Source organism: Streptomyces sp. NPDC088197, assembly GCF_044741185.1.
Taxonomy (GTDB): Bacteria; Actinomycetota; Actinomycetes; order Streptomycetales; family Streptomycetaceae; genus Actinacidiphila.
This window is the reverse complement of record NZ_JBIUSD010000013.1, coordinates 158028-182748: the sequence shown is the minus strand read 5'-3', so window position 1 is coordinate 182748 and position 24721 is coordinate 158028. Positions and strand designations below refer to the sequence as shown.

The following is a 24721-nucleotide window of genomic DNA, read 5'->3' as shown; positions in this document are numbered from 1 at the left end:
ACGCGACCTGGCCGGGTTGGCGGAATGGCATACGCGGATGTCTCAAACACATCTGTCCGAAAGGGCGTGCGGGTTCGAATCCCGCACCCGGCACCTCTGAAATCCCCCCGTATCCCCTCAGTTCGCCGGGGGAGCGGTCGTGCCCGTGGGAGTCGCCGGGCGCAGCATGCAGGTCAGCCGGGCCGTACAGACCCGCTTGTCCGCCTCGTCCGTGATGACGATCTCATAGGTCGCCGAGGAGCGGCCCCGGTGGACCGGGGTCGCGGTGCCGGTGACGAGACCGGAGCGCAGACCGCGGTGGTGGGTGGCGTTGAGGTCCACGCCGACGGCCATCTTGCTGGGACCGCCGTGCAGCATCGCGCCGACCGAGCCGAGGGTCTCGGCGAGCACCGCGGACGCGCCGCCGTGCAGCAGCCCCATCGGCTGGGTGTTGCCCTCGACGGGCATCGTGCCGACCACCTTCTCCGGCGCCGCCTCCAGGATCCGGATGCCCATCCGCTCACCCAGGTGACCGCCGGAGAACAGACCCCGCAGATCGACGCCGAGCCCGGCGTACTGCTCCAGGATCTCCGGCGGGAAGTAGGTGGTGGTCCGCTCGCCCATGGGGTGGTGCTCCGATCGTCCTCGTCCGGCCTGATCCGGTGTGCCCGTACGCGTTTTCCGTGTACTGATCAGTTTTCTACCGGACGGCCCGCGTCGGCCGTGCGTCGGGGGGCGTCCGCCGCGGTCCGCTCCAGCCGGATGACCACCGACTTCGAGGCGGGGGTGTTGCTGGTGTCCGCGGTGTGATCGAGGGGGACCAGCACATTGGTCTCCGGGTAGTACGCCGCCGCGCACCCGCGCGGGGTCGGGTAGTGCACGACCCGGAAGCCCTCCGCGCGCCGCTCCGTGCCGTCCTTCCACTCGCCGACCAGGTCGGCGTAGTCGCCGTCGGCCAGACCGTTGGCCGCGGCGTCCTCGGGGTGCAGCAGGACGACGCGGCGGCCGTTCTTGATGCCGCGGTAGCGGTCGTCCAGACCGTAGATGGTGGTGTTGTACTGGTCGTGCGAGCGCAGCGTCTGGAGCAGCAGCCGCCCCTCGGGCACTGCCGGGTACTCGACGGCCGCGGCCGTGAAGTTGGCCTTGCCCGTCGCGGTGGGGAAGGTGCGGCTGTCGCGCGGGGCGTGCGGCAGCGTGAAGCCGCCCGGGCGCCGCACCTTGGCGTTGAAGTCCGCGAAGCCGGGGACGACCCGCGAGATACGGTCGCGGATCGCGTCGTAGTCCCGCTCGAAGTCCGCCCACGGCACCACGCTCCGGTCGCCGAAGACGGCGCGGGCCAGCCGGGTCACGATCGCGGGCTCCGACAGCAGATGCGGCGAGGCCGGGTCCAGGCCGCCGCGCGAGGCGTGCACCATGCCCATCGAGTCCTCGACGGTGACGAACTGCGGGCCGCCCGCCTGCCGGTCCTTCTCGGTACGGCCCAGCGTCGGCAGGATCAGCGCGCGGGCGCCCGTGACGGCGTGCGAACGGTTCAGCTTGGTGGACACATGAACGGTCAGCCGCGCCTTGCGCATCGCGGCCTCCGTGACGTCGGTGTCGGGGGACGCGGCGACGAAGTTGCCGCCCATCGCGAAGAACACCTTCGCCGTGCCGTCGCGCAGCGCCCGGATCGCGCGCACCACGTCGAAGCCGTGCTCGCGCGGCGGCGCGAAGCCGAACTCCTTCTCCAGCGCGTCCAGGAACGCCGCCGGGGGCCGCTCGAAGATGCCCATCGTCCGGTCGCCCTGCACATTGCTGTGCCCGCGCACCGGGCAGACCCCGGCGCCGGGGCGGCCGATGTTGCCGCCCAGCAGCAGGAAGTTGACCACCTCGCGGATGGTCGGCACCGCGTGCTTGTGCTGGGTCAGGCCCATCGCCCAGCACACCACGACGCTCTTGGCGTCCAGCACCAGGGCGAGCAGCCTGTCGATCTCGGCCCGCGCCAGACCGGTGGCGCGCTCCACCTCGTCCCAGTCGGTGGCGAGCGCGGCGGCCTCGTACTCCGCGAAGCCGTGGGTGTGCTCCGCGATGAAGTCGCGGTCCAGCGCGCCGGCCTCGATCAGCAGCCGGCCCAGCGCGCGGAACAGCGCCTGGTCGCCGCCGAGCCTGATCTGGAGGAACAGATCGGTCAGCACGGTGCCGGAACCGGCGAGACCCGAGGCGTTCTGCGGATTCTTGAACCGCTCGAGACCCGCCTCCGGAAGCGGGTTGACCGACACGATCGTCGCCCCGCCCTGCTTGGCCTTCTCCAGCGCGGACAGCATCCGCGGGTGGTTGGTGCCCGGATTCTGCCCGGCGACGATGATCAGGTCCGACCGGTACAGATCCTCCAGCAGCACACTGCCCTTGCCGACGCCCAGCGTCTCGGTCAGCGCGGAACCCGACGACTCGTGGCACATGTTGGAGCAGTCCGGCAGATTGTTGGTGCCCAGCTCGCGGGCGAAGAGCTGGAAGAGGAACGCCGCCTCGTTGCTGGTGCGGCCCGAGGTGTAGAAGACCGCCTCGTCCGGGGTGTCCAGGGCGGTCAGTTCGTCCGCGACGATCGAGAAGGCCCGCTCCCACGGCACCGCCTCGTAGTGGTCGGCGCCCTCCGCCAGATACATCGGCTGCGTGATCCGGCCCTGCTGGCCCAGCCAGTAGCCGCTGCGCCGCGCGAGGTCGGAGACCGGGTGCGCGGCGAAGAAGTCCGGGGTCACCCGGCGCAGCGTCGCCTCCTCGGCGACCGCCTTCGCGCCGTTCTCGCAGAATTCGGCGACATGCCGGTGGTCCGGCTCGGGCCAGGCGCAGCCCGGACAGTCGAAGCCGCCCTTCTGGTTGACCTTCAGCAGCGTCAACGTGGCCCGCCGCACCCCCATCTGCTGCCCGGCCATCTTGACCGTGTGCCCGATGGCGGGCAGGCCCGCCGCACTGTGCTTGGGCGCGGAGACCTGCGGAGCGTCCTGGACGGGGTCACCTGAAGGGGGCTTCTTTGCCATACGTCCTTTGTACCGCCTTTGCGCGGCGGGGGAGCCGGCGGGCGGCGCCCGGCTTGATCGGCCCGCCGAGCCGCCCGCCCGGCTCCCGGCCCCGCCGCCCCCCGCACGGCGTGCCCCCGGCGGGAGGCGTCCTTCGTTGTCGTACCCGCGTGGGAGGATCGGAGACGTGGCAGACAACGCATCCGCATCGAAGACGACCGACCGCCCCCGCCTGCTGCTGCTGGACGGGCACTCGCTGGCGTACCGGGCGTTCTACGCGCTGCCCGTGGAGAACTTCAACACCGCCACGGGCCAGCCGACGAACGCGATCTACGGCTTCACGTCCATGCTGGCGAACACGCTGCGTGACGAGCGGCCGACGCACCTGGCCGTCGCCTTCGACGTCTCCCGCAAGACCTGGCGGTTCGACGAGTTCCCCGAGTACAAGGCGAACCGCTCGAAGACGCCGGACGAGTTCCGCAGCCAGGTCGAGCTGATCGGCGAGCTGCTGGACGCGATGGGCGTCAGCCGCTTCGCGGTCGAGGGCTTCGAGGCGGACGACGTGATCGCCACGCTCGCCACCCAGGCGGAAGCGCTCGGTTACGAGGTGCTGATCGTCACCGGCGACCGGGACTCGTTCCAGTTGGTCACCGAGAACGTGACGGTGCTCTACCCCACCAAGGGCGTCTCCGAGCTGACCCGCTACACCCCGGAGAAGGTCGAGGAGAAGTACGGCCTGACGCCCCAGCAGTACCCGGACTTCGCGGCGCTGCGCGGCGACCCGTCGGACAATCTGCCCGGCATCCCCGGCGTCGGCGAGAAGACGGCGGCCAAGTGGATCACGCAGTTCGGGTCCTTCGCCGACCTGGTCGAGCGGGCCGACGAGGTCAAGGGCAAGGCCGGTGAGAATCTGCGGGCGCACCTGGACGCGGTGAAGCTCAACCGGCGGCTGACCGAGATGGTGCGCGACGTGAGCCTGCCCTCGGGCCCCGAGGGCCTGGCCAGGGAGCCGTACGACAGGACGGCCCTGGTCGGCGTGCTGGACGTGCTGGAATTCCGCAACTCCAACTTCCGGGAGCGGCTGTTCGCCGTCGATCCCGGCGCCGAGCAGGAAGAGGCGGAGATCGCCGAGGGCGTCGCCGTGGAGGGCACCGTGCTCGCCGCGGGCGACCTGCCCGGCTGGCTCGACGAGCACGGCGGCGCGCCGCTCGGCCTGGCCAGCGTCGACACCTGGGCGCTGGGCAGCGGCAGCGTCACCCAGATCGCGCTCGCCTCACCGGAGGTGGCCGCCTGGTTCGACCCCGCGGAGCTGGACGAGGCGGACGAGAAGTCCTTCGCCGCCTGGATCGCCGACCCCGCCCGCCCCAAGGTGCTGCACAACGCGAAGAACGTCGAGCGGGTCTTCGCCGAGCACGGCTGGAGCGTCGCCGGGGTGACGATGTGCACGGCCCTGGCCGCGTATCTCATCAAGCCCGGCCGCCGCTCCTTCGCGCTCGACGTGCTGTCGGTGGAGTACCTGGGCCGCGAGCTGGCCCCGGCCGACGCCGCGGGCGGACAGCTCGCCTTCGGCGAGGAGGGCGAGGACGAGGGCGCCGCCGCGGCCGACGCGCTGATGGTGCAGGCCCGTACCGTCCTCGACCTCGCCGAGGTCTTCGGCGAGCGGCTGCCCGAGGTCGGCGCCACGGAGCTGCTGCACGAGGTCGAACTGCCCACCTCGGCGCTGCTGGCCCGGATGGAACGCTCCGGGATCGCCGCCGACCGGGCCCATCTCGAAGGTCTGGAACAGCAGTTCGCCGCGGCCGTGCAGCACGCGGTCGGCGAGGCGCACGCCTCGGTCGGCCACGAGTTCAACCTCGGCTCGCCCAAGCAGCTCCAGGAAGTCCTCTTCGGCGAGCTGGGCCTGCCCAAGACCAAGAAGACCAAGACCGGTTACACCACGGACGCCGACGCGCTGGCCTGGCTGGCCGCGCAGACCGAGCACGAACTGCCAGTCATCATGCTGCGCCACCGGGAGCAGGCCAAGCTCCGGGTCACCGTCGAGGGCCTGGTCAAGACGATCGCCCCGGACGGACGCATCCACACCACCTTCAGCCAGACCGTCGCGGCCACCGGACGCCTGTCGTCCACCGACCCCAACCTGCAGAATGTGCCGGTCCGCACCGACGAGGGCCGGGCCATCCGCCGCGGCTTCGTCGTCGGCGAGGGCTACGAATCGCTGCTGACCGCCGACTACAGCCAGATCGAACTGCGCGTGATGGCCCACCTGTCGCAGGACGAGGGACTGATCGCCGCCTTCGCCTCCGGCGAGGATCTGCACACCACCGTCGGCTCCCAGGTCTTCGGCGTCGCACGGGACGCGGTGGACGCCGAGATGCGCCGCAAGATCAAGGCGATGTCGTACGGGCTGGCGTACGGCCTGTCCGCCTTCGGCCTGTCCCAGCAGCTCAACATCGAGGCCGCGGAGGCGCGCGGGCTGATGGAGACGTACTTCGAGCGGTTCGGCGGCGTGCGGGACTATCTGCACCGGGTGGTCGAGGAGGCCAGGAACACCGGCTACACCGAGACGCTGCTCGGCCGCCGCCGCTACCTGCCCGACCTCAACAGCGACAACCGGCAGCGCCGTGAGATGGCTGAGCGGATGGCGCTCAACGCGCCGATCCAGGGCTCGGCCGCCGACATCGTGAAGATCGCGATGCTCAAGGTCGACCAGGCGCTCACCGACGAGAAGCTGGAGTCGCGGATACTGCTCCAGGTGCACGACGAAATCGTGCTGGAGGTCGCGCCCGGCGAGCGGAAGAAGGTCGAGACGCTGGTCCGCCGCGAGATGGCGGGCGCGTATCCGCTGCGCGCCGCGCTGGACGTGTCGGTCGGCGACGGCACCGACTGGGAGTCGGCCGCGCACTGACCCCACCCCGCCCCCCCGCCCGCTCGCGCGAGTCTGTGACCGGGCTGTGTGAACGAGTCGCGACCCCTCGGTGAAAGGTCCGCCGAGGGGCCGGAAACCTCGGCGGATTGCCGGGATTTGCCCCGTATCGCGTTCTCCCCGACTGTGGTCGGGGGGCTGAAGTTGCCGTAGGGTCAATCGAGTTGTGGCGCGGCCACGCGCCCATCTCGCACCTGGGGAGGACCGCGGACATGTCAGCGCGGCGGTACGGCCGAAGGCTACGCAGGGGAGCGGCGGGTACGGCGGTCGCCGCCGCCGCGATGGCGGCGCTGGGCGCCTCGCAGGCGCCGGGACTCATCCCGGTGGCGCACGCCGCCGCGCGGCAGACGACCACCGTGGCCCCGCCGCCCGGCCCCGCGATCGACGGCGGTTCGCCGTACATCACCGATGTGCCGCCGCTGAACACCCCGACGGACCTCACGAATCCGACCGCCACGCCCTCTGGCGGCCCGGTCGTCACCCCGCTGCCGTCCGGCGGCTCGCTGCCCGCGACCGTCCTGGACGCCTACCGGCGCGCCGAGGCGAGCGTCGCCGCGAGCAACCCCGGCTGCCACCTGCCGTGGCAACTGCTCGCCGCCATCGGCCAGGTGGAGTCCGGCCAGGCCCGCGGCGGCGCCGTGGACGCCAAGGGGACGACGTACACCCCGATCCTCGGCCCGGTGCTCGACGGCAACGGCTTCGCGAACATCAGCGACACCGACGGCGGACGCTACGACGGCGACCCGGTCCACGACCGCGCGGTCGGCCCGATGCAGTTCATCCCCTCGACGTGGGCGAACTGGGGCGCGGACGGCAACGGCGACGGGGTCGCCGACCCCGACAACGTGTACGACGCCGCGCTGGCCGCCGCCCACTACCTGTGCGCCGACGGCCGCGACCTGGCCGTACCGCGGGACATGGACCGCGCGATCCTCGGCTACAACCACTCGCAGGCCTACCTCGACCTGGTGAAGTCCTGGTACGAGCACTTCCGGCAGGGCGACGCGGTCTCCGTGCCCGACCGCCCGGGCACACCGGGCGCGGGCGCGCCGCCGTTCGCCAACACCCCGCGGCCGTCGACCAGTCCGTCCGCGTCGGCCCCCGGCGGCACACCGTCGCCCTCGCCGTCCGGCACCCACCCGAGCGGCGGCATCGTCCCGCCGACCGCGGGCACCCCGTCGACCGGCCCCGGCAAGACCCCGCCGCCGTCGTCGCCGTCGTCGCCTACCGGCACCCCCACGGGAGCCCCGACCGGCACGCCGACGGACACCCCGACGACCCCCGGCTGTCCGACGCAGTCCCCGTCGCCCTCGCCGACCGACAGCGCGAGCCCCAGCCCGACCGCGACGCCGACTCCCACGGACACCCCCGGCACGCCCGACCCCTGCGCCACCGACACCCCGACGCCGACGGACACCCCCACCCCCAGCGGTGAGGCGACCGCCAGCGCGGCCACGGGCGCCGCCGTCACCGCGAAGCCGTAACCCGCGACGGGGCATTCCCCGACACGGCACCCCCGGCGCCCCGCGCGCCGGCAACACTCCCGCGCACCGGGGACGTTCAGGCGAAAGCCTCACGAACGTCCCCGGTGAAACGTGTTCTCATCTCACCTCCCGGTTGCTACGGTGCCCCGGCCCCGGCCGACGACCGCGTCGGCCCGTGCCCGAGGGAGGTCCGGCCATGCGCGCTCTCGCCGCGGCGGCGATCGGACTCGCCGCCGCCCTCGCCCTGGTCTTCACCGTCACCGCGATCGGCGCGCCCGCGGGTCACACCTCGCCGAAACCCCTGCTGACCACGGTCCCCAGCCACCCCTGAGCCGGTCACCCTTGAGCCGGTCACCTCTGAGCCAGCCACCCCTGAGCCGTCTGGAGCCGCGATGCGCCGCAAGTCCAGCCTGGTGCTGCTCGCCCTCGCCGTCTTCTTCGCGACCCTGGCGCCCATGCTGCGCTGGTACGCCTACCCGCGGCTGGCCAAAGTGCCGCCGAGCGAGTACCAGGTCGCCGTCCTCGAGGCGAAGAACGCCACCCTCGTCGACTACTCCAGCCTCACCGCCAAGAAGGTCTCCAAGGTCAGCATCGTGCAGACCCTCAAGGGCAATGTGACGGCGGCCCGGCAGGTCAAGGCCGAGACCGGCAAGGACGTCGTGGTCTGGGACGCGCTCTCCTACGTCGCGGGCCCGGACGGCAAGATGGTCTCGGAGATCCCCGAGCGGTACGTCTTCGACGCGCACACCCAGGAGCCGGTGCACACCGCGAGCGAGTCGGTCGACGGCGACCCGGTCACCCGACAGGGCATCGAGTTCAAGTTCCCCTTCCTGACCCAGAAGCGCGACTACTACTACTTCGACGCGCAGAGCCGCACCTCCGCGCCGATCCACTACGCGGGCACCCAGCGCTTCCACGGCCTGAAGGTCTACTACTTCGAGCAGACCGTGCCCTGGCAGCGGGTCCCGCTGCCCAAGAAACTGCCCGAGATCGCGCCCGGCGCTCCCGCGCTCACCCCCGAGACGGTCAAGGCCACGGGCATCCAGCGCTGGTACACCACCAAGCGGATGTTCTGGGTCGACCCGACGACCGGCGCGCCCGTCAACGGCGAGGAGATCCACACCGAGGAGCTGCGCTTTCCCGCCTCGACCGGCAAAGCACCGGTCACCGCCTTCGCGGGCGACGTGAAGATGCGGCCCGACTACATCGACTCCATCGTCCATCTGGTCAAGACGCAGCGGCAGTTGGTGCTGCTGCTCACCAGCTACCTGCCGTGGGGCTTCGGCGGGCTCGCCGCCGCGCTGCTGGCGCTGTCGCTGCTGCTCGAAGCGCGCGGGCGGCGGCCCGCCGACCCGGTGGGCGGCCGGGAGCCCGACCCCGACCGCGCCCCCGACCACCCGGACCCCATAGCGGTCTGACCTACGGCCCGCACCCCGTACGGGCCGAGCCGTGCCGGGACCCCGCACCGGTCTGACTCACGGCCCGCACCCCGTACGGTCCGAGCCGTGCCGGGACCCCGCACCGGCCGATCTGTCCCGGACGCCGTACGGGCCGGGCGGGCGGCCTACGCGCGGCGGCTGTTGTTCGTCCGCTTGGTCGGCTCGGCCGTCGCCGGGTCCTCGGGCCACGGGTGGCGCGGGTAGCGGCCCCGCAGCTCGGCGCGCACCGCGCGGTAGCCGTCACGCCAGAACGACGCCAGGTCCGCGGTCACCGCCGCGGGCCGCCCCGCGGGCGACAGCAGATGCACCAGCAGCGGCACCCCGGCGACCTCGGGCGTCGCCCGCAGCCCGAACAACTCCTGGAGCTTCACGGCCAGTACGGGCTGGTCGCCGCCGTAGTCGATCCGGATCCGCGAACCGCTCGGCACCTCGAACCGCTCCGGGGCCAGCTCGCCGAACCGGGCGGCCTCGCCCGTGGCCCACGGCAGCAGCCGGGGCAGCGCGCCGCCCGCCGAGATCCGCTCCAGATCCGCCCGCCGCCCGGCCCGCGCCAGCTCGGGCCCCAGCCACTCCTCGGCCCGCTCCACCAGCGCCCGCTCCGAGACGTCCGGCCAGTTCCCGCCCAACTCCCGGTGCAGGAAGGCCAGCCGCTGCCGTACCTCACGGGCCTCCCGCGACCAGTGCAGCAAACCGGTGCCCTCGCGCCGCAGCCCGTCGAGCAGCGCGGCCCGCACCGCGTCCCGGTCCGGCCGGCGCAGCGGCGCCGCCGACAGCTCCAGCGCGCCCAGCCGCTCCACCCGGCGCGCCACCACGTCCCCGCCGCGCCAGGCCACCTCCTCGTACGACTCCAGCAGCCCGGCCGCCGCCGCCCGCGCGGTGCCCTCGTCGATCACCGCGGCCACCCGCACCCGCGCGTCCGTCCGCCCGACGCCCCGGTCCGCCACGGCCACCGCCACCCACTCCGCCCCGCCCACGCCCCCGCCGACCTCCGCGCCGGTCCCGGACGCCATCACGTATCCGTCCCCGCCCCGCCGCCGCGCGACCCGCTCGGGAAACGCCAGGGCGACGACGAGCCCGGCCGCCGCGTCGTCCGACAGGCCCCCGCCCGCGGCGCGGCTCGCGGCGGACGGGCGCGCCGCGGAGCGCGGGACGGCGGCGTCCGTCGCGGGCGGGCTCCCTTCCGTCACCGTGCCGCGCAGCCGGTCGGCCTCCGCGCGCCAGCGCGCCGCGTACGGGTCGCCGCCGCGGCGGGCGGTGTGCCAGGCGGCGGTGAGGTCGGAGCCGTAGGAGTGGGGGAGTTCTTCGCTGAGGAGCGCGGTGACCTCGGCGGCGCGGCGGGCGCCGAGCACGGGCGCGGAGTCGAGGAGGGCGCGGGCGAGCCGGGGGTGCAGCCCGAGCCGGGCCAGCCGGCGGCCCCGGTCCAGGACGCGGCCCGAGGCGTCGACGGCGCCGAGGCCGCGCAGCGTGTCGCGGGCCGCGGCCATCGCGCCCTGCGGCGGGGCGTCCAGCAGGGCGAGCCCGGAGGCGTCCGGATCGCCCCAGCAGGCGGCCTGGAGCGCGAAGGCCGTGAGGTCGGCGAGCGCGATCTCGGGGGAGGGGTGCCGGGGCCTGCGGGCGTCCTCGGCCGGGGGCCAGCAGCGGTAGACGGTGCCGGGACCCTCGCGCCCGGCGCGCCCGGCGCGCTGGTCGGAGGCGGCCCGCGACACCCGTACGGTGACCAGCGCGCCGAGGCCCCGCGCGTGGTCCATGCGCGGCTCGCGGGCCAGCCCGCTGTCCACCACGACCCGCACGCCCGGCACGGTCAGGCTGGACTCGGCCACGGACGTCGCGAGCAGCACGCGCCGCCGCTCACCGGGCGCCAGCGCCGCGTCTTGGACGGCGGCCGGGGCGCGGCCGTGCACCTGGAGCACCTCGATGCCGCCGCCCGCGCCGCCGGAATCCGTGAGGTCCCCGAGCAGACCCGAGACCCGCGCGATCTCCCCGACGCCCGGCAGGAAGCACAGCACGTCCCCGTCGCGCTCCCGCAGCGCCCGCCGCACCACCGTCGCCACATGGTCGAGCAGCGCCCGGTCCACCCGGCCCCCGGCGTGCGTCGCCCGTACGGGACCGGGCGGCGGCGCCCACTCCACGGCCACCGGGTGCAGCACCCCGCCCGCCTCGACCACGGGCGCGGGCGGCCCGTCGGCCCCGCCCAGCAACGCCGCCCACGCGGCCGTGTCCGTCGTCGCGGACGCCGCGACCAGCCGCAACTCCGGTCGCAGCAGGGCCCGTACGTCCAGCAGGAACGCCATGGACGTGTCGGCGTCCAGATGCCGCTCGTGGCACTCGTCGAGCATCACCGTGCTCACGCCCGGCAGTTCCTGGTCGCGCTGGAGCCGTTGCAGCAGCACACCGGTGGTGACCACCTCGACCGCGGTGCGGGCCGAGACCCGCCGCTCGCCGCGGACCGTGAAACCGACGCTCTCGCCGACCCGCTCCCCGAGCAGCCAGGCCATCCGCCGGGCCGCCGCCCGCGCCGCCATCCGCCGCGGCTCCGCGACCAGCACCCGCCCGCCGAACGCGTCGGCGATCAGCAGCGGGACCAGCGTGGTCTTGCCGGTGCCGGGCGGCGCGGCCAGGACGGCGCAGCCCGGCGACCGCAGCGCGGCCAGCAGCTCCGGTACGACGGAGGCCACCGGCAGCGCGCGCCCCTCGGCCCGGATCGCGTACGTACCGGCGCTCCCGCCGGCTTCCCCGCCGGCCGCCCGACCGTCCTGTCCGCCGGCCTTCACTCCGCCGCGCACACGAAGATCGCCGTGCCCGGCAACAGCCGCCCGCGCAGCGGGGACCAGCCGCCCCACTCCTGGTCGTTCCACTCCGGCCACTCGGGCTCGACGAGGTCGACCAGCCGCAGGCCAGCCGCCGCGATCTCGCGGACGCGGTCGCCCAGGGTGCGGTGGTGCTCGACGTACACGGCGATGCCCCGGTCGTCCTCCTCCACGTACGGCGTGCGGTCGAAGTAGGAGGCGACGGCCGTCAGGCCCTCGGGCCCCGGCTCGTCGGGGAAGGCCCAGCGCACCGGGTGGGTGACCGAGAAGACCCAGCGCCCGCCGGGCCGCAGCACCCGCCGCACCTCCCGCTGGACGCGCGCGGTGTCGGCGATGAAGGGGAGCGCGCCGTACGCGGAGACCGCCAGGTCGAACGAGCCGTCGGCGAAGGGCAGGGCGCCCGCGTCGGCCTGGACCAGGGGCACCAGCGGCGCGCCGTCGGCCGAGGACTCGTCGTCGATCCGCCGCGCGTGCTGGAGCTGCCGGAAGGAGAGGTCGAGGGCGACCGGCCGGGCGCCCTGGGCGGCCAGCCAGCGCGAGCACTGGGCGGCGCCCGCGCCGATCTCCAGCACGTCCTTGTCCTTCAGGGCCGCCGTCGGGCCGAGCAGCCCCGCGTCCGCCTCGTCCAGACCCTCAGGGCCCCAGACGAAGCGGGCGTCGCCCAGGAAGTCGCCGTGCTCCACCTGGTAGTCGTCCGCGTTGCGGTCCCACCACCGGCGGTTGGCCCGGCTGCTCTCCGTGACCCCCGCGCTGCGGCGGGTGGCCTCCGGTTCCTCGTGTGCCTCTCGGGGCGCTTCCCGGCGTACGTCCCGGGGATCGGGTCCTTGGATCATCGCGGCAGTCGTCGTACTCTCTGAGAAGACCTGGCACTGGGTGACTTGTGCCGGTTCGGTCCGTTACGCGCCCGGTGGGCTCTTCGTGCGTTGACCGTGCCCGGCTGCCCCCGTATGCTACAAGTTGCGCTGCGAGCCTGCGCGCCTCAGACAGAGCAGGCTGCGCTCGGAATCTGTTGCATACCCCTCGGCCCCACGGCTGTCCGGAATTCGGCAGGAGCGAAAAGGGCTTACGGCGTAGCAGTACCTACGACTTACTGTCCGTACCGGAGTCCTTTCCCTAATGACGAGCAGCACCGAGGCCCCTCGCACCACCCCGCAGGTGGCGGTCAACGACATCGGCAACGAGGAAGCCTTCCTCGCCGCGATCGACGAGACGATCAAGTACTTCAACGACGGCGACATCGTCGACGGCGTCATCGTGAAGGTCGACCGGGACGAGGTCCTGCTCGACATCGGTTACAAGACCGAAGGTGTCATCCCCTCCCGCGAACTCTCCATCAAGCACGACGTCGACCCCAACGAGGTCGTCGCCGTGGGCGATGAGATCGAGGCCCTTGTTCTCCAGAAGGAGGACAAGGAAGGCCGCCTGATCCTCTCGAAGAAGCGCGCTCAGTACGAGCGTGCCTGGGGCACCATCGAGAAGATCAAGGAAGAGGACGGCATCGTCACCGGCACCGTCATCGAGGTCGTCAAGGGTGGTCTCATCCTCGACATCGGCCTCCGTGGCTTCCTGCCGGCGTCGCTCGTCGAGATGCGCCGCGTGCGCGACCTCCAGCCCTACGTGGGCAAGGAGCTCGAGGCCAAGATCATCGAGCTGGACAAGAACCGCAACAACGTGGTCCTGTCCCGCCGTGCCTGGCTGGAGCAGACGCAGAGCGAGGTCCGCCAGACCTTCCTCACCACCCTCCAGAAGGGTCAGGTGCGGTCCGGCGTCGTCTCCTCGATCGTCAACTTCGGTGCGTTCGTGGACCTCGGCGGCGTCGACGGTCTCGTGCACGTCTCCGAGCTGTCCTGGAAGCACATCGACCACCCGTCCGAGGTCGTCGAGGTCGGTCAGGAAGTCACCGTCGAGGTTCTCGACGTGGACATGGACCGCGAGCGTGTCTCCCTGTCGCTGAAGGCGACGCAGGAAGACCCGTGGCAGCAGTTCGCCCGGACCCACCAGATCGGGCAGGTCGTCCCCGGCAAGGTCACCAAGCTCGTCCCGTTCGGCGCGTTCGTCCGCGTCGACGAGGGCATCGAGGGCCTGGTGCACATCTCCGAGCTGGCCGAGCGCCACGTGGAGATCCCGGAGCAGGTCGTCCAGGTCAACGACGAGATCTTCGTCAAGGTCATCGACATCGACCTCGAGCGTCGCCGCATCTCGCTGTCGCTCAAGCAGGCCAACGAGTCCTTCGGCGCCGACCCGGCCTCGGTCGAGTTCGACCCGACGCTCTACGGCATGGCCGCGTCGTACGACGACCAGGGCAACTACATCTACCCCGAGGGCTTCGACCCCGAGACCAACGACTGGCTCGAGGGGTACGACAAGCAGCGCGAGGAGTGGGAGGGCCAGTACGCCACGGCCCAGACCCGCTTCGAGCAGCACCAGGCGCAGGTCATCAAGTCCCGCGAGGCCGACGAGCAGGCCGCGGCCGAGGCCGGTTCCGCCGCCCCCGCCGCGACCGGTGGCCCGGGCGTCTCCGGTGGCTCGTACTCCTCGGAGTCCGACGACACCTCCGGTGCCCTCGCCTCCGACGAGGCCCTCGCCGCCCTCCGCGAGAAGCTCGCGGGCGGCCAGAGCTGACGGCTCTCCGCTAGGCCCAGTCACAACACCGCGGTCCCGCACCCCTCAGGGGGTGCGGGACCGCGGTGCTTTCCCGGTGGCCGTGGGGCCCTGGGCGGCGCGGCGGGGGGGGCTACGGGGTCACGGGGATGTTGGTCAGGGCCTTGCCGCCAGTGCGCTTGTTGGAGGCGTAGACGGTGGTGGGGCAGTCGGCGGAGTAGTTGGTGACGTAGATCGCCGTCTGCGTGGCACCGGTGGCGCCGGTGAGGTCGGAGGTGTTGTCGCGGAAGACGGTGCCGCAGCCCCAGCCGGGCTGCTGGGTGTGGGTCTGGTAGCCGTCGTTGAGGGTGCGGGTGCCGGTGTTGCCGGTGATGGTGTAGCCGTTGCCTTTGACGTCGACCCAGGAGTCGTCGTAGTTGGTCATGCTGAGGCCGCTGCCGTCGAAGGTGTTGCCGGAGACCAGGCCGCCGGTGGTGCCTTCCTTGAGGTCGATGTTCTCGGCGCCGATGTTGGGGCCGATGACGTTGTTGAGGATCTGCACCCGGTCGCTCTTGTCGGTCAGGGTGTTGGCGGTGCCGACGTAGACGCCCTCGCCGTATCCCGGCCGCTGGAGCCCGGTGTCGTAGATCCGCGAGTTCTTGATCACGCCGTCCGTGCTGGAGGTGCGGAAGTGCACGCCCTCCATCTGGAGCCCATGCACGGTCACCGAGTCGATGACGACATGCGCGGCGGCGTCGGTGACGATGCCCTTCTGGCCGCCGGTGACGCTGACCCCCTTGACGGTCCAGTAGCTCGCGCCGTTCAGATAGAGGCCGTAGCCGCCGGAGGAGGTGAGCACGGCGTTCGAGGAGCCGGTGAGCGTGATCCGGTCGGCGGCCGTGCCGGACACGGTGACCTTGAAGTTGCCGGTGTACGTGCCGTCGGCGAGATGGATCGTCTGGCCGGGGGCGGCGGCGGTCAGCGCCGCCTTCAGCTCCTTGGCCGTGGTCACCTCGACGGTGCTCGCCGCGGCGGCCGTTGCCGCACCGGCCGTCGACGCACCGGCCGGCGTCGCGTACGAGAGCAGCCCGGCGAGCAGTGCCGCGACGGGCAGGGCCACCGGCAGGGTCAGAAGCGTGTGGGGTCGCATCCGCGTCCTTCCATCGTTCCAAGCATGTGAATCTTGGTCGTCCATGTGAACACATGGGCGTAACGAGAGAAGGTAGGGCCCACCCGACGGACCGTCAAGACGTCCGGGTTCCGGGGGGACGCGTGGGAATGGCCGGGCGGGTACGTTCGTTGAGGGGGGGAGAGAGCGAGGAGGACGATCATCGTGCTGGATCCGCAAGGGCTGTACGAATACGTGCCGGGCGGGGCCGAGGCCGTCGACGCAGCGGTCGGAGACGCAGGTCCCGTACTGCTGTACCACTTCGAGGGGTACATGGACGCCGGGGACACCGGCGAGCAGATCAGCGAGCAGTTGCTGGACCGCCTGGACAACCAGCTCGTCGCGCGCTTCGACGCCGACCGGCTGGTCGACTACCGCGCCCGCCGCCCGCTGATGACCTTCGAGCGCGACCACTGGACCTCCTACGAGGCACCGGAGATCGACCTCTATCTGGTGCGGGACACCACCGGCACCCCCTTCCTGCTGCTCACCGGCTCCGAGCCGGACGTGGAGTGGGAACGGTTCGCGACCGCCGTGCTCCAGGTCATCGAACGCCTGGGCGTACGCCTCGCCATCAACTTCCACGGCATCCCGATGGGCGTGCCGCACACCCGGCCCGTCGGCCTCACCCCGCACGGCAACCGGGTCGACCTCATGCCCGGCCACCGCGCCTGGTTCGAGGAGGCCCAGGTCCCCGGCAGCGCCGCCTCCCTCATCGAGCTGCGGCTCGCCGAGGCCGGCCGTGACGTGCTCGGCGTCGCCGCCCACGTCCCGCACTACCTGGCGCGTTCGCCCTACCCGGACGCCGCCCTCGCCGTCCTGGAGACGATCACCGCCGCCACCGGCCTTGTGCTGCCCGAGATCGCCCACGCCTTGCGCAATGAGGCGCACACCGTCCGCGTCGAGATCGACCGCCAGGTCGCCGAAGGCGACGGCGAGCTCGTCTCCGTCGTCCGCGGCCTCGAGTCCCAGTACGACGCCGTCGCCGGGTCCCAGTCCCGCGAGAGTCTCATCGCCGAGGCCGTAGAGCTTCCTTCCGCCGACGATCTCGCCGCCGAGTTCGAACGCTTCCTCGCCGACCGCGAGGACGACTAGCGCCTGCGGCGCGCTCACGAAAGAGGGTTCGCGTCCCCAGGGCGCGGGCCCTCTTCCGCTTCCCCTCCGCAAGGCGCGCCGCGCTCGCGCAGGGCCTGATTTATAGGGGCGCGGCCCCTGGACGGTTCCTTGCGAAGGGCCTGGTTTTCAGGGGCGCGGGGAACTGCGCGGCCCGCCCCCACCGGGCTGCCAGCCCGAAAACTCACAGCATCTGCCCCGCTGGGGCCGGTTTTCGACGGCCGCGCCACCGTTGGTGGCTGAGCGCGCAGTTCCCCGCGCCCCTGGGAGGCACCCGCGGAGGGCCGGAGGGCCCGTAAGCTGGCGGCATGCTGAACGTCGGGCTGACCGGTGGAATCGGGTCAGGAAAAAGCTCCGTGGCGAAACTGCTGGTGGCACACGGCGCGATCCTGGTGGACGCGGACCGCATCGCCCGCGAAGTGGTGGAACCCGGCACGGAGGGCCTGGCGGCGGTGACGGCCGAGTTCGGCCCGGACGTGCTGGCGGCGGACGGGACACTGGACCGCCCGAAACTCGGCGCGATCGTCTTCGCGGACGAGGCCCGGCGCCAGGCGCTGAACGCGATCGTGCACCCGCTGGTCGGCCGCAGGTCGCAGGAGCTGCGGGCGGCGGCGGCCCCGGACGACATCGTCGTCAACGACGTACCGCTGCTGGCGGAGAACGACCTGGCCCCGTTCTACGACTTCGTGATCGTCGTGGACGCGGCCCCGGCCACGCAGATCGAGCGCCTGGTGCGGACACGCGGGATGACCGAGGACGAGGCGCGGGCGCGGATGGCGGCGCAGGCCGGCCGCGAGGAGCGCATCGCCGTCGCGGATCTGGTGATCGACAACGACGGCCCGCTGGAGGAGCTGGAGCCCCAGGTCCGCGCGGCGTGGCAGCGGCTGCGGGAGCTGGCGGCGGCCGGGACGGCGTAGTCGCCCGGGGAATGCGGTTGCCGACGACGACGTTGGGTATGTCAGACCAGACGATCAGTCGTCACCCGTGCCCGAATTCAGGGAGGCGGCCTTGCACGAGCGGACCCCAGAGACGCACGTCATCGACTTCCGCGCCGCGGAGCAACTGCTGGAGGCGCGTGACCCGCGCGGCGCCGTACAACTCCTCGACCCGGTGATCTCGGCCCATCCGGAGAACACCGCGGCCCGCCTGCTGCGCGCCCGCGCGTTCTTCGCCGCGGCCCAACTGCGTCCGGCGGAGCTGGAGTTCCAGATAGTGCTGGAGCGCGAGCCGGACAACGCCTTCGCCCACTTCGCGCTGGCCCGTACGCTGCAACGCGCGAACCGCGCCGACGAGGCCCAGCGCCACTTCCGGCTCGCCGCCGCACTCGACCCCCGGCCGGACTATCTGGCCGCAGCCCGTTTCGACGACGCCGGCTGACGGCCGTGGAAGTCGTCGTGGTGCTGCTGATCATCATCGCGGTGGTCGCCCTGATCGGCGTGTCCAGCAGTCTGAGGGTGGTCAAGCAGTACGAGCGCGGGGTGATCTACCGCTTCGGCCGGGTCAACCGGCTCCCCAAGGAGCCGGGCCCGCGCATGCTGGTGCCGTTCGTGGACAAGATGACCAAGGTCAACATGCAGGTCGTCACCATGCCGGTGCCGTCCCAGGACGGCATCACCCGCGACAACGTGTCGGTACGGGTCGACGCGGTGCTCTACTTCCGGGTCATCGACCCGATCCGGGCCACCGTGGACGTGCAGAACTACCAGTTCGCGATGTTGCAGGTGGCGCAGACCTCGCTGCGCTCCATCATCGGCAAGAGCGAACTCGACGATCTGCTGTCCGGCCGCGAACGCCTGCACGAGGGGCTGGAGTTGATGCTGTCCACGCCCGCCACCGGCTGGGGCGTCCACATCGACCGCGTCGAGATCAAGGACGTGGCGCTGCCGGAGTCCATGAAGCGGTCGATGGCCCGGCAGGCGGAGGCGGACCGGGAGCGGAGGGCCCGGATCATCACCGCCGACGGTGAGTTGCAGGCGTCCCAGAAGCTCTCCGAGGCGGCCAGGACCATGGACGCCAACCCGTCCGCCCTCCAACTGCGCCTCCTCCAGACGGTGGTGGAGGTCGCGGCGGAGAAGAACTCGACCCTGGTGATGCCCTTCCCCGTCGAGATGCTGCGCTTCTTCGACCGGGCCGCGAACTCCGGCGCGAATTCCGGTGCGAACACCGGCGGCAGCCAGGACACGAAGCCGGTCGAGAAGACGGCGGCGCCTGCGGCGACGGACGAACTGACGGACGCGGAACCGCGGTCCGCCGTCGAGGCCGCGGCCGAGGAGCCGCCCGCGATCGACCGGAAGCCGCCGGGCCCGATCCAGATCCCGGACCCGCGCACGTCCGAGGAGTGAGCGACGAAGCCGTAACGGCAGGGAAGGCCAGGGCAGGAACGGGACGGGAGCGGGCGGGTCACTCCGCCCGCTCCCGCGCGTCAGCCCCGCGTCAGCGCGTCCAGTCGATCTTGAACACCCACGCGTACCGCCCCTTCGCCCGCGCCGCCGCGGGCACCCGTACGGTCAGCGTGCCGCCGTCGAACTCCCAGTCCAGCGGCCGGTCGTGGCCGAGCATCGTCACCCGGTCGCCCTTGCGGACCGGCAGCGGAGCGGTCGTTGACCGTGACGTCCTCCCGCCGCGCGGCGCGGGGGCGGACGTGCGGAGCCTGCTCAGATCATCAGAACAGCGGCGCGGGCAGCACGCCCTCCAGCGCCAGCAGCGTGCGCTTGATCTCCAGGCCGCCGCCGAAGCCGCCTATGCCGCCGTCGCTCTCCACCACCCGGTGGCACGGCACCACCAGCGGTATCGGATTCGCGCCCATCGCCGTTCCGACCGCGCGGGCCGCCCCGCGCTCGCCCACCCGGTCGGCCAGGTCCTGGTACCCGACGACCGTGCCGTACGGCACCCCGGCCGCCAGCTCGCGCAGCACCCGGCGGTTGAAGCCGGTGATCAGCGACCAGTCCAGAGCGAGCGAGAACTCCTTCAGCGCACCCGCGAAGTACGCCTCCATCTGCTCGGTGACCGGCGCCAGCCGGGCCGCGTCCTCGACCGGCTCGCCGCCCAGCCGCCGCCCCATCGACGCCACCGCGCGCCGTACCGCCGCCTCGTCCGCCCGGAAACCGACATTGACCAGCCCCTCGTCGGTCGCCGCCAGCAGCAGCGGCCCGATCGGGGTCTCCATGACCGTCCAGGCGGTGTCGTTCGTCACGCTGCCAGCCTAGATCGGGGGTCCGACAACGCCCCGCCGCCGCGATCCGCCCGGCAAACACGGCCGGCGCGGGGCCCGTCACCGGAAGTGACCGGGTGGTCACATGAGAGCAAGTGGCCGCCCCGGCGGCGGCCCGCCCGTCCGGGCCCGGACGATTGTCGGTGGTGGGTCGTACGGTGGTGACATGCGGCCCGTATCAGACATCGAACGCAGTGTGGCGCCCTTCGAGGTCGTCAGCCCCTACCAGCCCAGCGGCGACCAGCCCACCGCCATCGACGACCTCGAGAAGCGGATCCGCGGTGACGAGCAGGACGTCGTGCTGCTCGGCGCGACCGGTACGGGCAAGTCCGCGACCACCGCGTGGATGATCGAGCGGCTCCAGCGCCCCACCCTGGTCATGGCGCCGAACAAGACGCTCGCCGCCCAGCTCGCCAACGAATTCCGCGAGCTGCTGCCGAACAACGCGGTCGAGTACTTCGTCTCGTACTACGACTACTACCAGCCCGAGGCGTACGTCCCGCAGACGGACACGTACATCGAGAAGGACTCCTCGATCAACGAGGAGGTGGAGCGGCTGCGGCACTCCACCACCAATTCGCTGCTGACCCGGCGCGATGTCGTCGTGGTCGCCTCCGTGTCCTGCATCTACGGCCTCGGCACCCCGCAGGAGTACATCGACCGCATGGTGCGGCTCAATGTCGGTGACGTCATCGACCGCGACCAGCTCCTGCGGAAATTCGTCGACATCCAGTACGCGCGCAACGACGTGGCCTTCGCCCGCGGCACCTTCCGGGTGCGCGGCGACACCATCGAGATCTTCCCGGTCTACGAGGAGCTGGCCGTCCGCATCGAGATGTTCGGCGACGAGATCGAGGCGCTCTACACACTGCACCCGCTCACCGGCGAGGTGATCACCGAGGACCGGCAGATCTACGTCTTCCCCGCCACCCACTACGTCGCGGGCCCCGAGCGGATGGAACGCGCCATCGCGGGCATCGAGAAGGAGCTGGAGGGCCAGCTCGCCCTGATGGAGAAGCAGGGCAAGCTGCTGGAGGCCCAGCGGCTGCGGATGCGCACCACGTACGACATCGAGATGATGCGGCAGATCGGCACCTGCTCCGGCATCGAGAACTACTCGCGGCACATCGACGGCCGCGAGCAGGGCTCCGCGCCCGACACCCTCATCGACTACTTCCCCGAGGACTTCCTGCTGGTCATCGACGAGTCGCACGTCACCGTGCCGCAGATCGGCGCGATGTACGAGGGCGACGCGTCCCGCAAGCGCACCCTGGTCGACCACGGCTTCCGGCTGCCGTCCGCGCTCGACAACCGGCCGCTGAAGTGGGAGGAGTTCCTGACCCGCGTCGGCCAGACCGTCTACCTGTCCGCGACACCCGGAAAGTACGAGCTGTCCCGCGGCGACGGCGTGGTCGAGCAGATCATCCGCCCGACCGGCCTGGTCGACCCCGAGGTCATCGTCAAGCCCACCGAGGGCCAGATCGACGACCTGGTGCACGAGATCCGGCTGCGCACGGAGAAGGACGAGCGCGTCCTGGTCACCACCCTCACCAAGAAGATGTCCGAGGACCTCACCGACTACCTGCTCGAACTGGGCATCCAGGTGCGGTATCTGCACAGCGACATCGACACCCTGCGCCGCGTCGAGCTGCTGCGCGAACTGCGGGCCGGTGAGTACGACGTCCTGGTCGGCATCAACCTGCTGCGTGAGGGCCTCGACCTGCCCGAGGTGTCGCTGGTCGCGATCCTCGACGCCGACAAGGAGGGCTTCCTGCGCTCGGGCACCTCGCTGATCCAGACCATCGGCCGCGCCGCCCGTAACGTGTCGGGCCAGGTCCACATGTACGCGGACCGGATCACCCCGGCGATGGAGAAGGCCATCGAGGAGACCAACCGGCGCCGCGAGAAGCAGATCGCGTACAACAAGGAACGCGGCGTCGACCCGCAGCCGCTGCGGAAGAAGATCGCCGGAATCCTGGACTCCTTCGCCCGCGAGGACGCCGACACCGAGGAGCTGCTGGGCTCCGGGCGGCAGCGCTCGCGGGGCAAGGCGCCGGTGCCAGGACTGTCCGCCCGCGCGGGCGAGAAGCGCGGGGCGAAGACGCTGCCCGCCGAGGAGCTGGCCGACCTGATCGCTCAGCTCACCGACCAGATGCACGCGGCGGCCGGCGAGCTGCAATTCGAGGTGGCCGCCCGGCTCAGGGACGAACTGGGCGAGCTGAAGAAGGAGTTGCGCCAGATGAGAGAAGCGGGAATGGCGTGACGCGGGACCGGCGACCGGCCGGTGTTCGCCAGGAATCGCCACGCGGCGAACCGGGATACCGTTGCACGGCGTCTTGTTAGGGTGCGGGACAACCGCACACACGGGTGAGAGGGGACAGCGCGTGACGGTCAACATGACCAAGGGCCAGAAGATCAGCCTGAGCAAGTCCGACGGAGGGACGCTGACGGCGATCCGGATGGGGCTGGGCTGGCAGGCCGCGCCGCGCCGCGGACTGTTCGGATCCCGCACCCGGGAGATCGACCTGGACGCCTCGGCCGTGCTCTTCGCGGACAAGCAGCCGGTCGACGTGGTGTTCTTCCAGCACCTGACCAGCGACGACGGCTCGGTCCGGCACACCGGTGACAATCTGGTCGGCGGCGCGGGCCAGGGCGGCGACGACGAGTCGATCATCGTCGACCTCCAGCGCGTACCGGTCCATGTCGACCAGATCGTCTTCACGGTGAACTCCTTCACCGGCCAGACCTTCGCCGAGGTGCAGAACGCGTTCTGCCGCCTGGTCGACGAGACCAACGGGCAGGAGCTGGCCCGCTACACGCTGACCGGCGGCGGCCAGTACACGGCGCAGATCATGGCCAAGGTGCAGCGCGGCGCGACCGGCTGGTCGATGACGGCCATCGGCACGGCGGCCAACGGCCGGACGTTCCAGGACCTCATCCCGGCCATTCTGCCCGCGCTCTGAGGCCGCACGGCCGCTGACGCGGCCCCCGGCCCGCGGGCCGGAACACGTACACACGCATAACGGGAACGGGGGGCGGCGGACATGACGGCCGAACTGGTCCGGGGACAGAACCATCCGCTGTCGGGCACCCGGATGGAGATCCGGGTGTCGGCGGGCACCCCGGTGGTGGCCGCGGTCACCCTCGGGGACGAGCGGGGGCGGGTCGTCGGTGACTCCTCGCAGTGGCTGGCGCACCCCGGCGCGCCGCAGCTCCCCGGCGTCGAGGTGCCCCGGCAGGCCGCCGCCGAGCACCGGCTCGCGGTGGACCTCGGCGCGATGCCGCCGCAGGTGCACCGGGTGCACGTACTGCTGGCTCTCCCGGGCGCCGCGGGCCGCCCCGGCGCGCCCGCCGCCTTCGGCGCCGCCCCCGCCCCGCATCTCGCCGTCACCACCACCGAGGGCGAGGCCGTCGCCGGATTCACCATGACCGGCCTCGGCCCCGAGACGGCCCTGCTGGCCATCGAGCTGTACCGGCGGCAGGGCGCCTGGAAGGTGCGCGCCGTCGGCCAGGGGTACGAGGGCGGTCTGCCCGCGCTGCTGCTCGACCAGGGTGTCCCGGAGCCCGCCGGGGTGGCCGCGGGCATCGACGAGGCGGTGGGGCGCGAGCTGTCCCGCTCGGTCGACCTGCCCGCCGCGCCGCGTACGGCCCCGCCGCCGCGGCCGGAAACCGCGGCCCCGGCCGCCGCTCCGGGCGACGGCCGGACCACCGCGTCCTCAGGACCGGTCGACTACCGGCACCCGCGGCGCAAGGCCGCCGCCACCGCGCCGCCCCCGCCCGCTCAGGGACCGGCCCAGGGCCGGCCGGGCTCGCCGTACGACGCCCCGCCCGCCGCGCCGCGGCCGTCCTCCGACGGACAGCCCGGCACCCCGCCCGGCACCCCGCCCGTCCCCGTCGCGGGCGACGCCTCCGGCTGGACGATGGAGGAGCGGCTGCACAATCAGGTGTGGGGCATGTTCGAGGACCTGGCCCGCACCATCGCCGCCTACCGCAGCGCGGTGGACTTCGCCGAGTCCCGCTTCGAGCAGGAGCTCGACCGGCTGCTCGCCGACCCCGCGACCCGCGGCGGTCAGGCCGCGGACGCCGCCCGCGACCAGGCGCAGGCCCGGCAGTTCGCGCTGGTCGACCAGGCCCGCGCCGTGCTCGACCGGGACATCGCGCAGCTCGTCGCCGAGGCCGAGGTCGTCGAGCCCGCGCTGCCCGCCGCCTTCGCGGGCTGGGAGAATCCGGTGTGGCACGCCTACCGGGTGCCCGACCAGCCGCCGCTCGCCGTACGGCTCGGCGGCCTCTACCTGCCCGAGGCGCCCGAACTGCGCATCCCGCTGCTGGCCCGGCTGCCGCTGGACCGCGGTCTGTGGATCGACAGCGAGGAGGACCGCGGGGTCGCCATGGACACCGCCGTGGCGATCGCCGCCCGGCTGCTCGCCTCGTACCCGGTGGGCGGTTTCGCGGTGCACGCCCTCGACCCCGCGGGCTCCGGCTCCGCCGCGCTCGCCCCGCTCACCGGCAGCGGCGCCGTGCTGATGCCGTCGGCCGGGGGCGCGGCCGGGGTCGGCGAGGTGCTGAACCGGCTGACCGAACGCGTCGATCTGCTCCAGATGGCGCTGCGCGGCGGCGCCGCCGACTCGCTGCCGCCCGGCTTCGACACCGCCGAGCAGCTTCTGATCGTCAACGAGTTCCCGTACGGCTTCGACGACCGGGCGGTCACCCAACTGCGCTATCTCGCCGACGAGGGACCGCGCGCCGGGGTGCACCTGCTGCTGGTCGCCGACCGCGAGGACGCGTCCGCGTACGGGCCGGTGCTCGATCCGCTGTGGCGCTCGCTGCTGCGGCTCACCCCGCTGCCCAGCGACCACCTGGCCGACCCGTGGGTGGGGCACGCCTGGACGTTCGAGCCGTCGCTGGTGCCGCCGGGGAGCCAGGTGCTCACGCAGGTGCTCAGGGAGATCGCGGCGGCCCGCCCGGCCTACGGCCCCTGACCGGTCGTGCCGGGTCCTGCGCCGGTGCTTTACCGGCTTTACGGC

19 protein-coding genes and 1 tRNA gene are annotated in these 24721 nt (G+C 72.4%); 13 read left to right on the top strand and 7 right to left on the bottom strand.

The window, feature by feature from the left end; all coding sequences use genetic code 11:
* The first annotated feature begins 10 nt into the window (after positions 1-10).
* Positions 11-93 (top strand) — tRNA-Leu (locus ACIOC1_RS27350).
* A 24-nt stretch (positions 94-117) separates the two neighbouring features.
* Here ACIOC1_RS27350 and ACIOC1_RS27345 read toward each other — a convergent pair.
* Complete coding sequence (locus tag ACIOC1_RS27345; RefSeq protein ID WP_188282940.1) at positions 118-603, bottom strand: PaaI family thioesterase; 486 nt, start codon at positions 601-603, stop codon at positions 118-120.
* A 68-nt stretch (positions 604-671) separates the two neighbouring features.
* A complete protein-coding gene (locus ACIOC1_RS27340) occupies positions 672-2993 on the bottom strand; it encodes an FdhF/YdeP family oxidoreductase (protein ID WP_401856623.1) in 2322 nt (773 codons plus the stop codon).
* 166 nt (positions 2994-3159) lie between these two features.
* On the opposite strand from ACIOC1_RS27340, the gene polA reads away from it, so the two are divergent.
* The 4 genes from polA (at position 3160) to ACIOC1_RS27320 (ending at position 8797) form a co-directional block, all read left to right on the top strand.
* The gene (polA, locus tag ACIOC1_RS27335; protein ID WP_355333953.1) at positions 3160-5877 is read left to right on the top strand and encodes a DNA polymerase I; all 2718 of its coding nucleotides are present in this window, start codon (positions 3160-3162) and stop codon (positions 5875-5877) included.
* Between the two features lie 230 nt (positions 5878-6107).
* Entirely contained in the window at positions 6108-7379 is a 1272-nt protein-coding gene (locus ACIOC1_RS27330) for a lytic transglycosylase domain-containing protein (RefSeq protein ID WP_401856622.1), read from the top strand.
* A gap of 196 nt (positions 7380-7575) precedes the next feature.
* The gene (locus ACIOC1_RS27325) at positions 7576-7710 is read left to right on the top strand and encodes an SPW_0924 family protein (protein ID WP_188282936.1); all 135 of its coding nucleotides are present in this window, start codon (positions 7576-7578) and stop codon (positions 7708-7710) included.
* Between the two features lie 61 nt (positions 7711-7771).
* Entirely contained in the window at positions 7772-8797 is a 1026-nt protein-coding gene (locus ACIOC1_RS27320; protein ID WP_401856621.1) for a DUF3068 domain-containing protein, read from the top strand.
* 146 nt (positions 8798-8943) lie between these two features.
* Here ACIOC1_RS27320 and hrpB read toward each other — a convergent pair whose 3' ends face one another.
* Positions 8944-11520, bottom strand: coding sequence for an ATP-dependent helicase HrpB (gene hrpB / locus ACIOC1_RS27315; RefSeq protein ID WP_401856639.1), 2577 nt, complete (start codon positions 11518-11520; stop codon positions 8944-8946).
* Between the two features lie 65 nt (positions 11521-11585).
* Positions 11586-12458, bottom strand: a complete 873-nt coding sequence (locus tag ACIOC1_RS27310; RefSeq protein ID WP_355333945.1) for a class I SAM-dependent methyltransferase — start codon at positions 12456-12458, stop codon at positions 11586-11588.
* A 283-nt stretch (positions 12459-12741) separates the two neighbouring features.
* On the opposite strand from ACIOC1_RS27310, the gene rpsA reads away from it, so the two are divergent.
* Positions 12742-14247 carry a 30S ribosomal protein S1 gene (gene rpsA / locus ACIOC1_RS27305; protein WP_188283396.1) on the top strand — a complete coding sequence of 502 codons (1506 nt, stop codon included), beginning with the start codon at positions 12742-12744 and terminating at the stop codon, positions 14245-14247.
* Positions 14248-14359: 112 nt separating this feature from the next.
* On the opposite strand, the gene ACIOC1_RS27300 is transcribed toward rpsA, so the two are convergent.
* Positions 14360-15355, bottom strand: coding sequence for a right-handed parallel beta-helix repeat-containing protein (locus ACIOC1_RS27300; protein ID WP_401313388.1), 996 nt, complete (start codon positions 15353-15355; stop codon positions 14360-14362).
* Positions 15356-15538: 183 nt separating this feature from the next.
* Here ACIOC1_RS27300 and ACIOC1_RS27295 point away from each other — a divergent pair, with 183 nt between their 5' ends.
* From ACIOC1_RS27295 to ACIOC1_RS27280, 4 genes are all read left to right on the top strand, one after another.
* Entirely contained in the window at positions 15539-16468 is a 930-nt protein-coding gene (locus ACIOC1_RS27295) for a PAC2 family protein (protein WP_188283398.1), read from the top strand.
* 326 nt (positions 16469-16794) lie between these two features.
* A complete protein-coding gene (coaE, locus tag ACIOC1_RS27290) occupies positions 16795-17403 on the top strand; it encodes a dephospho-CoA kinase (RefSeq protein WP_355333939.1) in 609 nt (202 codons plus the stop codon).
* A 91-nt stretch (positions 17404-17494) separates the two neighbouring features.
* The gene (locus ACIOC1_RS27285) at positions 17495-17863 is read left to right on the top strand and encodes a tetratricopeptide repeat protein (protein ID WP_188283400.1); all 369 of its coding nucleotides are present in this window, start codon (positions 17495-17497) and stop codon (positions 17861-17863) included.
* A 5-nt stretch (positions 17864-17868) separates the two neighbouring features.
* Complete coding sequence (locus tag ACIOC1_RS27280) at positions 17869-18828, top strand: slipin family protein (RefSeq protein ID WP_401856620.1); 960 nt, start codon at positions 17869-17871, stop codon at positions 18826-18828.
* 91 nt (positions 18829-18919) lie between these two features.
* Here the strand turns inward: ACIOC1_RS27280 and ACIOC1_RS27275 are convergent, their stop codons facing one another.
* Positions 18920-19051 carry a hypothetical protein gene (locus ACIOC1_RS27275; RefSeq protein ID WP_401856619.1) on the bottom strand — a complete coding sequence of 44 codons (132 nt, stop codon included), beginning with the start codon at positions 19049-19051 and terminating at the stop codon, positions 18920-18922.
* Between the two features lie 97 nt (positions 19052-19148).
* Positions 19149-19652 (bottom strand): methylated-DNA--[protein]-cysteine S-methyltransferase, encoded by a 504-nt coding sequence (locus ACIOC1_RS27270; RefSeq protein ID WP_355334689.1) that lies wholly within the window; start codon positions 19650-19652, stop codon positions 19149-19151.
* A gap of 211 nt (positions 19653-19863) precedes the next feature.
* Here ACIOC1_RS27270 and uvrB point away from each other — a divergent pair, with 211 nt between their 5' ends.
* From uvrB to ACIOC1_RS27255, 3 genes are all read left to right on the top strand, one after another.
* The gene (uvrB, locus tag ACIOC1_RS27265; RefSeq protein WP_355333931.1) at positions 19864-21960 is read left to right on the top strand and encodes an excinuclease ABC subunit UvrB; all 2097 of its coding nucleotides are present in this window, start codon (positions 19864-19866) and stop codon (positions 21958-21960) included.
* 121 nt (positions 21961-22081) lie between these two features.
* Positions 22082-22660, top strand: coding sequence for a TerD family protein (locus ACIOC1_RS27260; RefSeq protein WP_355333929.1), 579 nt, complete (start codon positions 22082-22084; stop codon positions 22658-22660).
* 81 nt (positions 22661-22741) lie between these two features.
* Complete coding sequence (locus ACIOC1_RS27255; RefSeq protein WP_401856618.1) at positions 22742-24676, top strand: TerD family protein; 1935 nt, start codon at positions 22742-22744, stop codon at positions 24674-24676.
* Positions 24677-24721 lie beyond the last annotated feature (45 nt).

Excerpts from the sequence above, each read along its gene's own strand:
- ACIOC1_RS27345 (WP_188282940.1), bottom strand. The coding sequence starts at position 603 with ATGGGCGAGCGGACCACCACCTACTTCCCGCCGGAGATCCTGGAGCAG.
- ACIOC1_RS27340 (WP_401856623.1), bottom strand. The coding sequence starts at position 2,993 with ATGGCAAAGAAGCCCCCTTCAGGTGACCCCGTCCAGGACGCTCCGCAG.
- ACIOC1_RS27330 (WP_401856622.1), top strand. The coding sequence starts at position 6,108 with ATGTCAGCGCGGCGGTACGGCCGAAGGCTACGCAGGGGAGCGGCGGGT.
- ACIOC1_RS27325 (WP_188282936.1), top strand. The coding sequence starts at position 7,576 with ATGCGCGCTCTCGCCGCGGCGGCGATCGGACTCGCCGCCGCCCTCGCC.
- ACIOC1_RS27320 (WP_401856621.1), top strand. The coding sequence starts at position 7,772 with ATGCGCCGCAAGTCCAGCCTGGTGCTGCTCGCCCTCGCCGTCTTCTTC.
- ACIOC1_RS27310 (WP_355333945.1), bottom strand. The coding sequence starts at position 12,458 with ATGATCCAAGGACCCGATCCCCGGGACGTACGCCGGGAAGCGCCCCGA.
- rpsA (WP_188283396.1), top strand. The coding sequence starts at position 12,742 with ATGACGAGCAGCACCGAGGCCCCTCGCACCACCCCGCAGGTGGCGGTC.
- ACIOC1_RS27300 (WP_401313388.1), bottom strand. The coding sequence starts at position 15,355 with ATGCGACCCCACACGCTTCTGACCCTGCCGGTGGCCCTGCCCGTCGCG.
- coaE (WP_355333939.1), top strand. The coding sequence starts at position 16,795 with ATGCTGAACGTCGGGCTGACCGGTGGAATCGGGTCAGGAAAAAGCTCC.
- ACIOC1_RS27270 (WP_355334689.1), bottom strand. The coding sequence starts at position 19,652 with ATGGAGACCCCGATCGGGCCGCTGCTGCTGGCGGCGACCGACGAGGGG.
- uvrB (WP_355333931.1), top strand. The coding sequence starts at position 19,864 with ATGCGGCCCGTATCAGACATCGAACGCAGTGTGGCGCCCTTCGAGGTC.
- ACIOC1_RS27255 (WP_401856618.1), top strand. The coding sequence starts at position 22,742 with ATGACGGCCGAACTGGTCCGGGGACAGAACCATCCGCTGTCGGGCACC.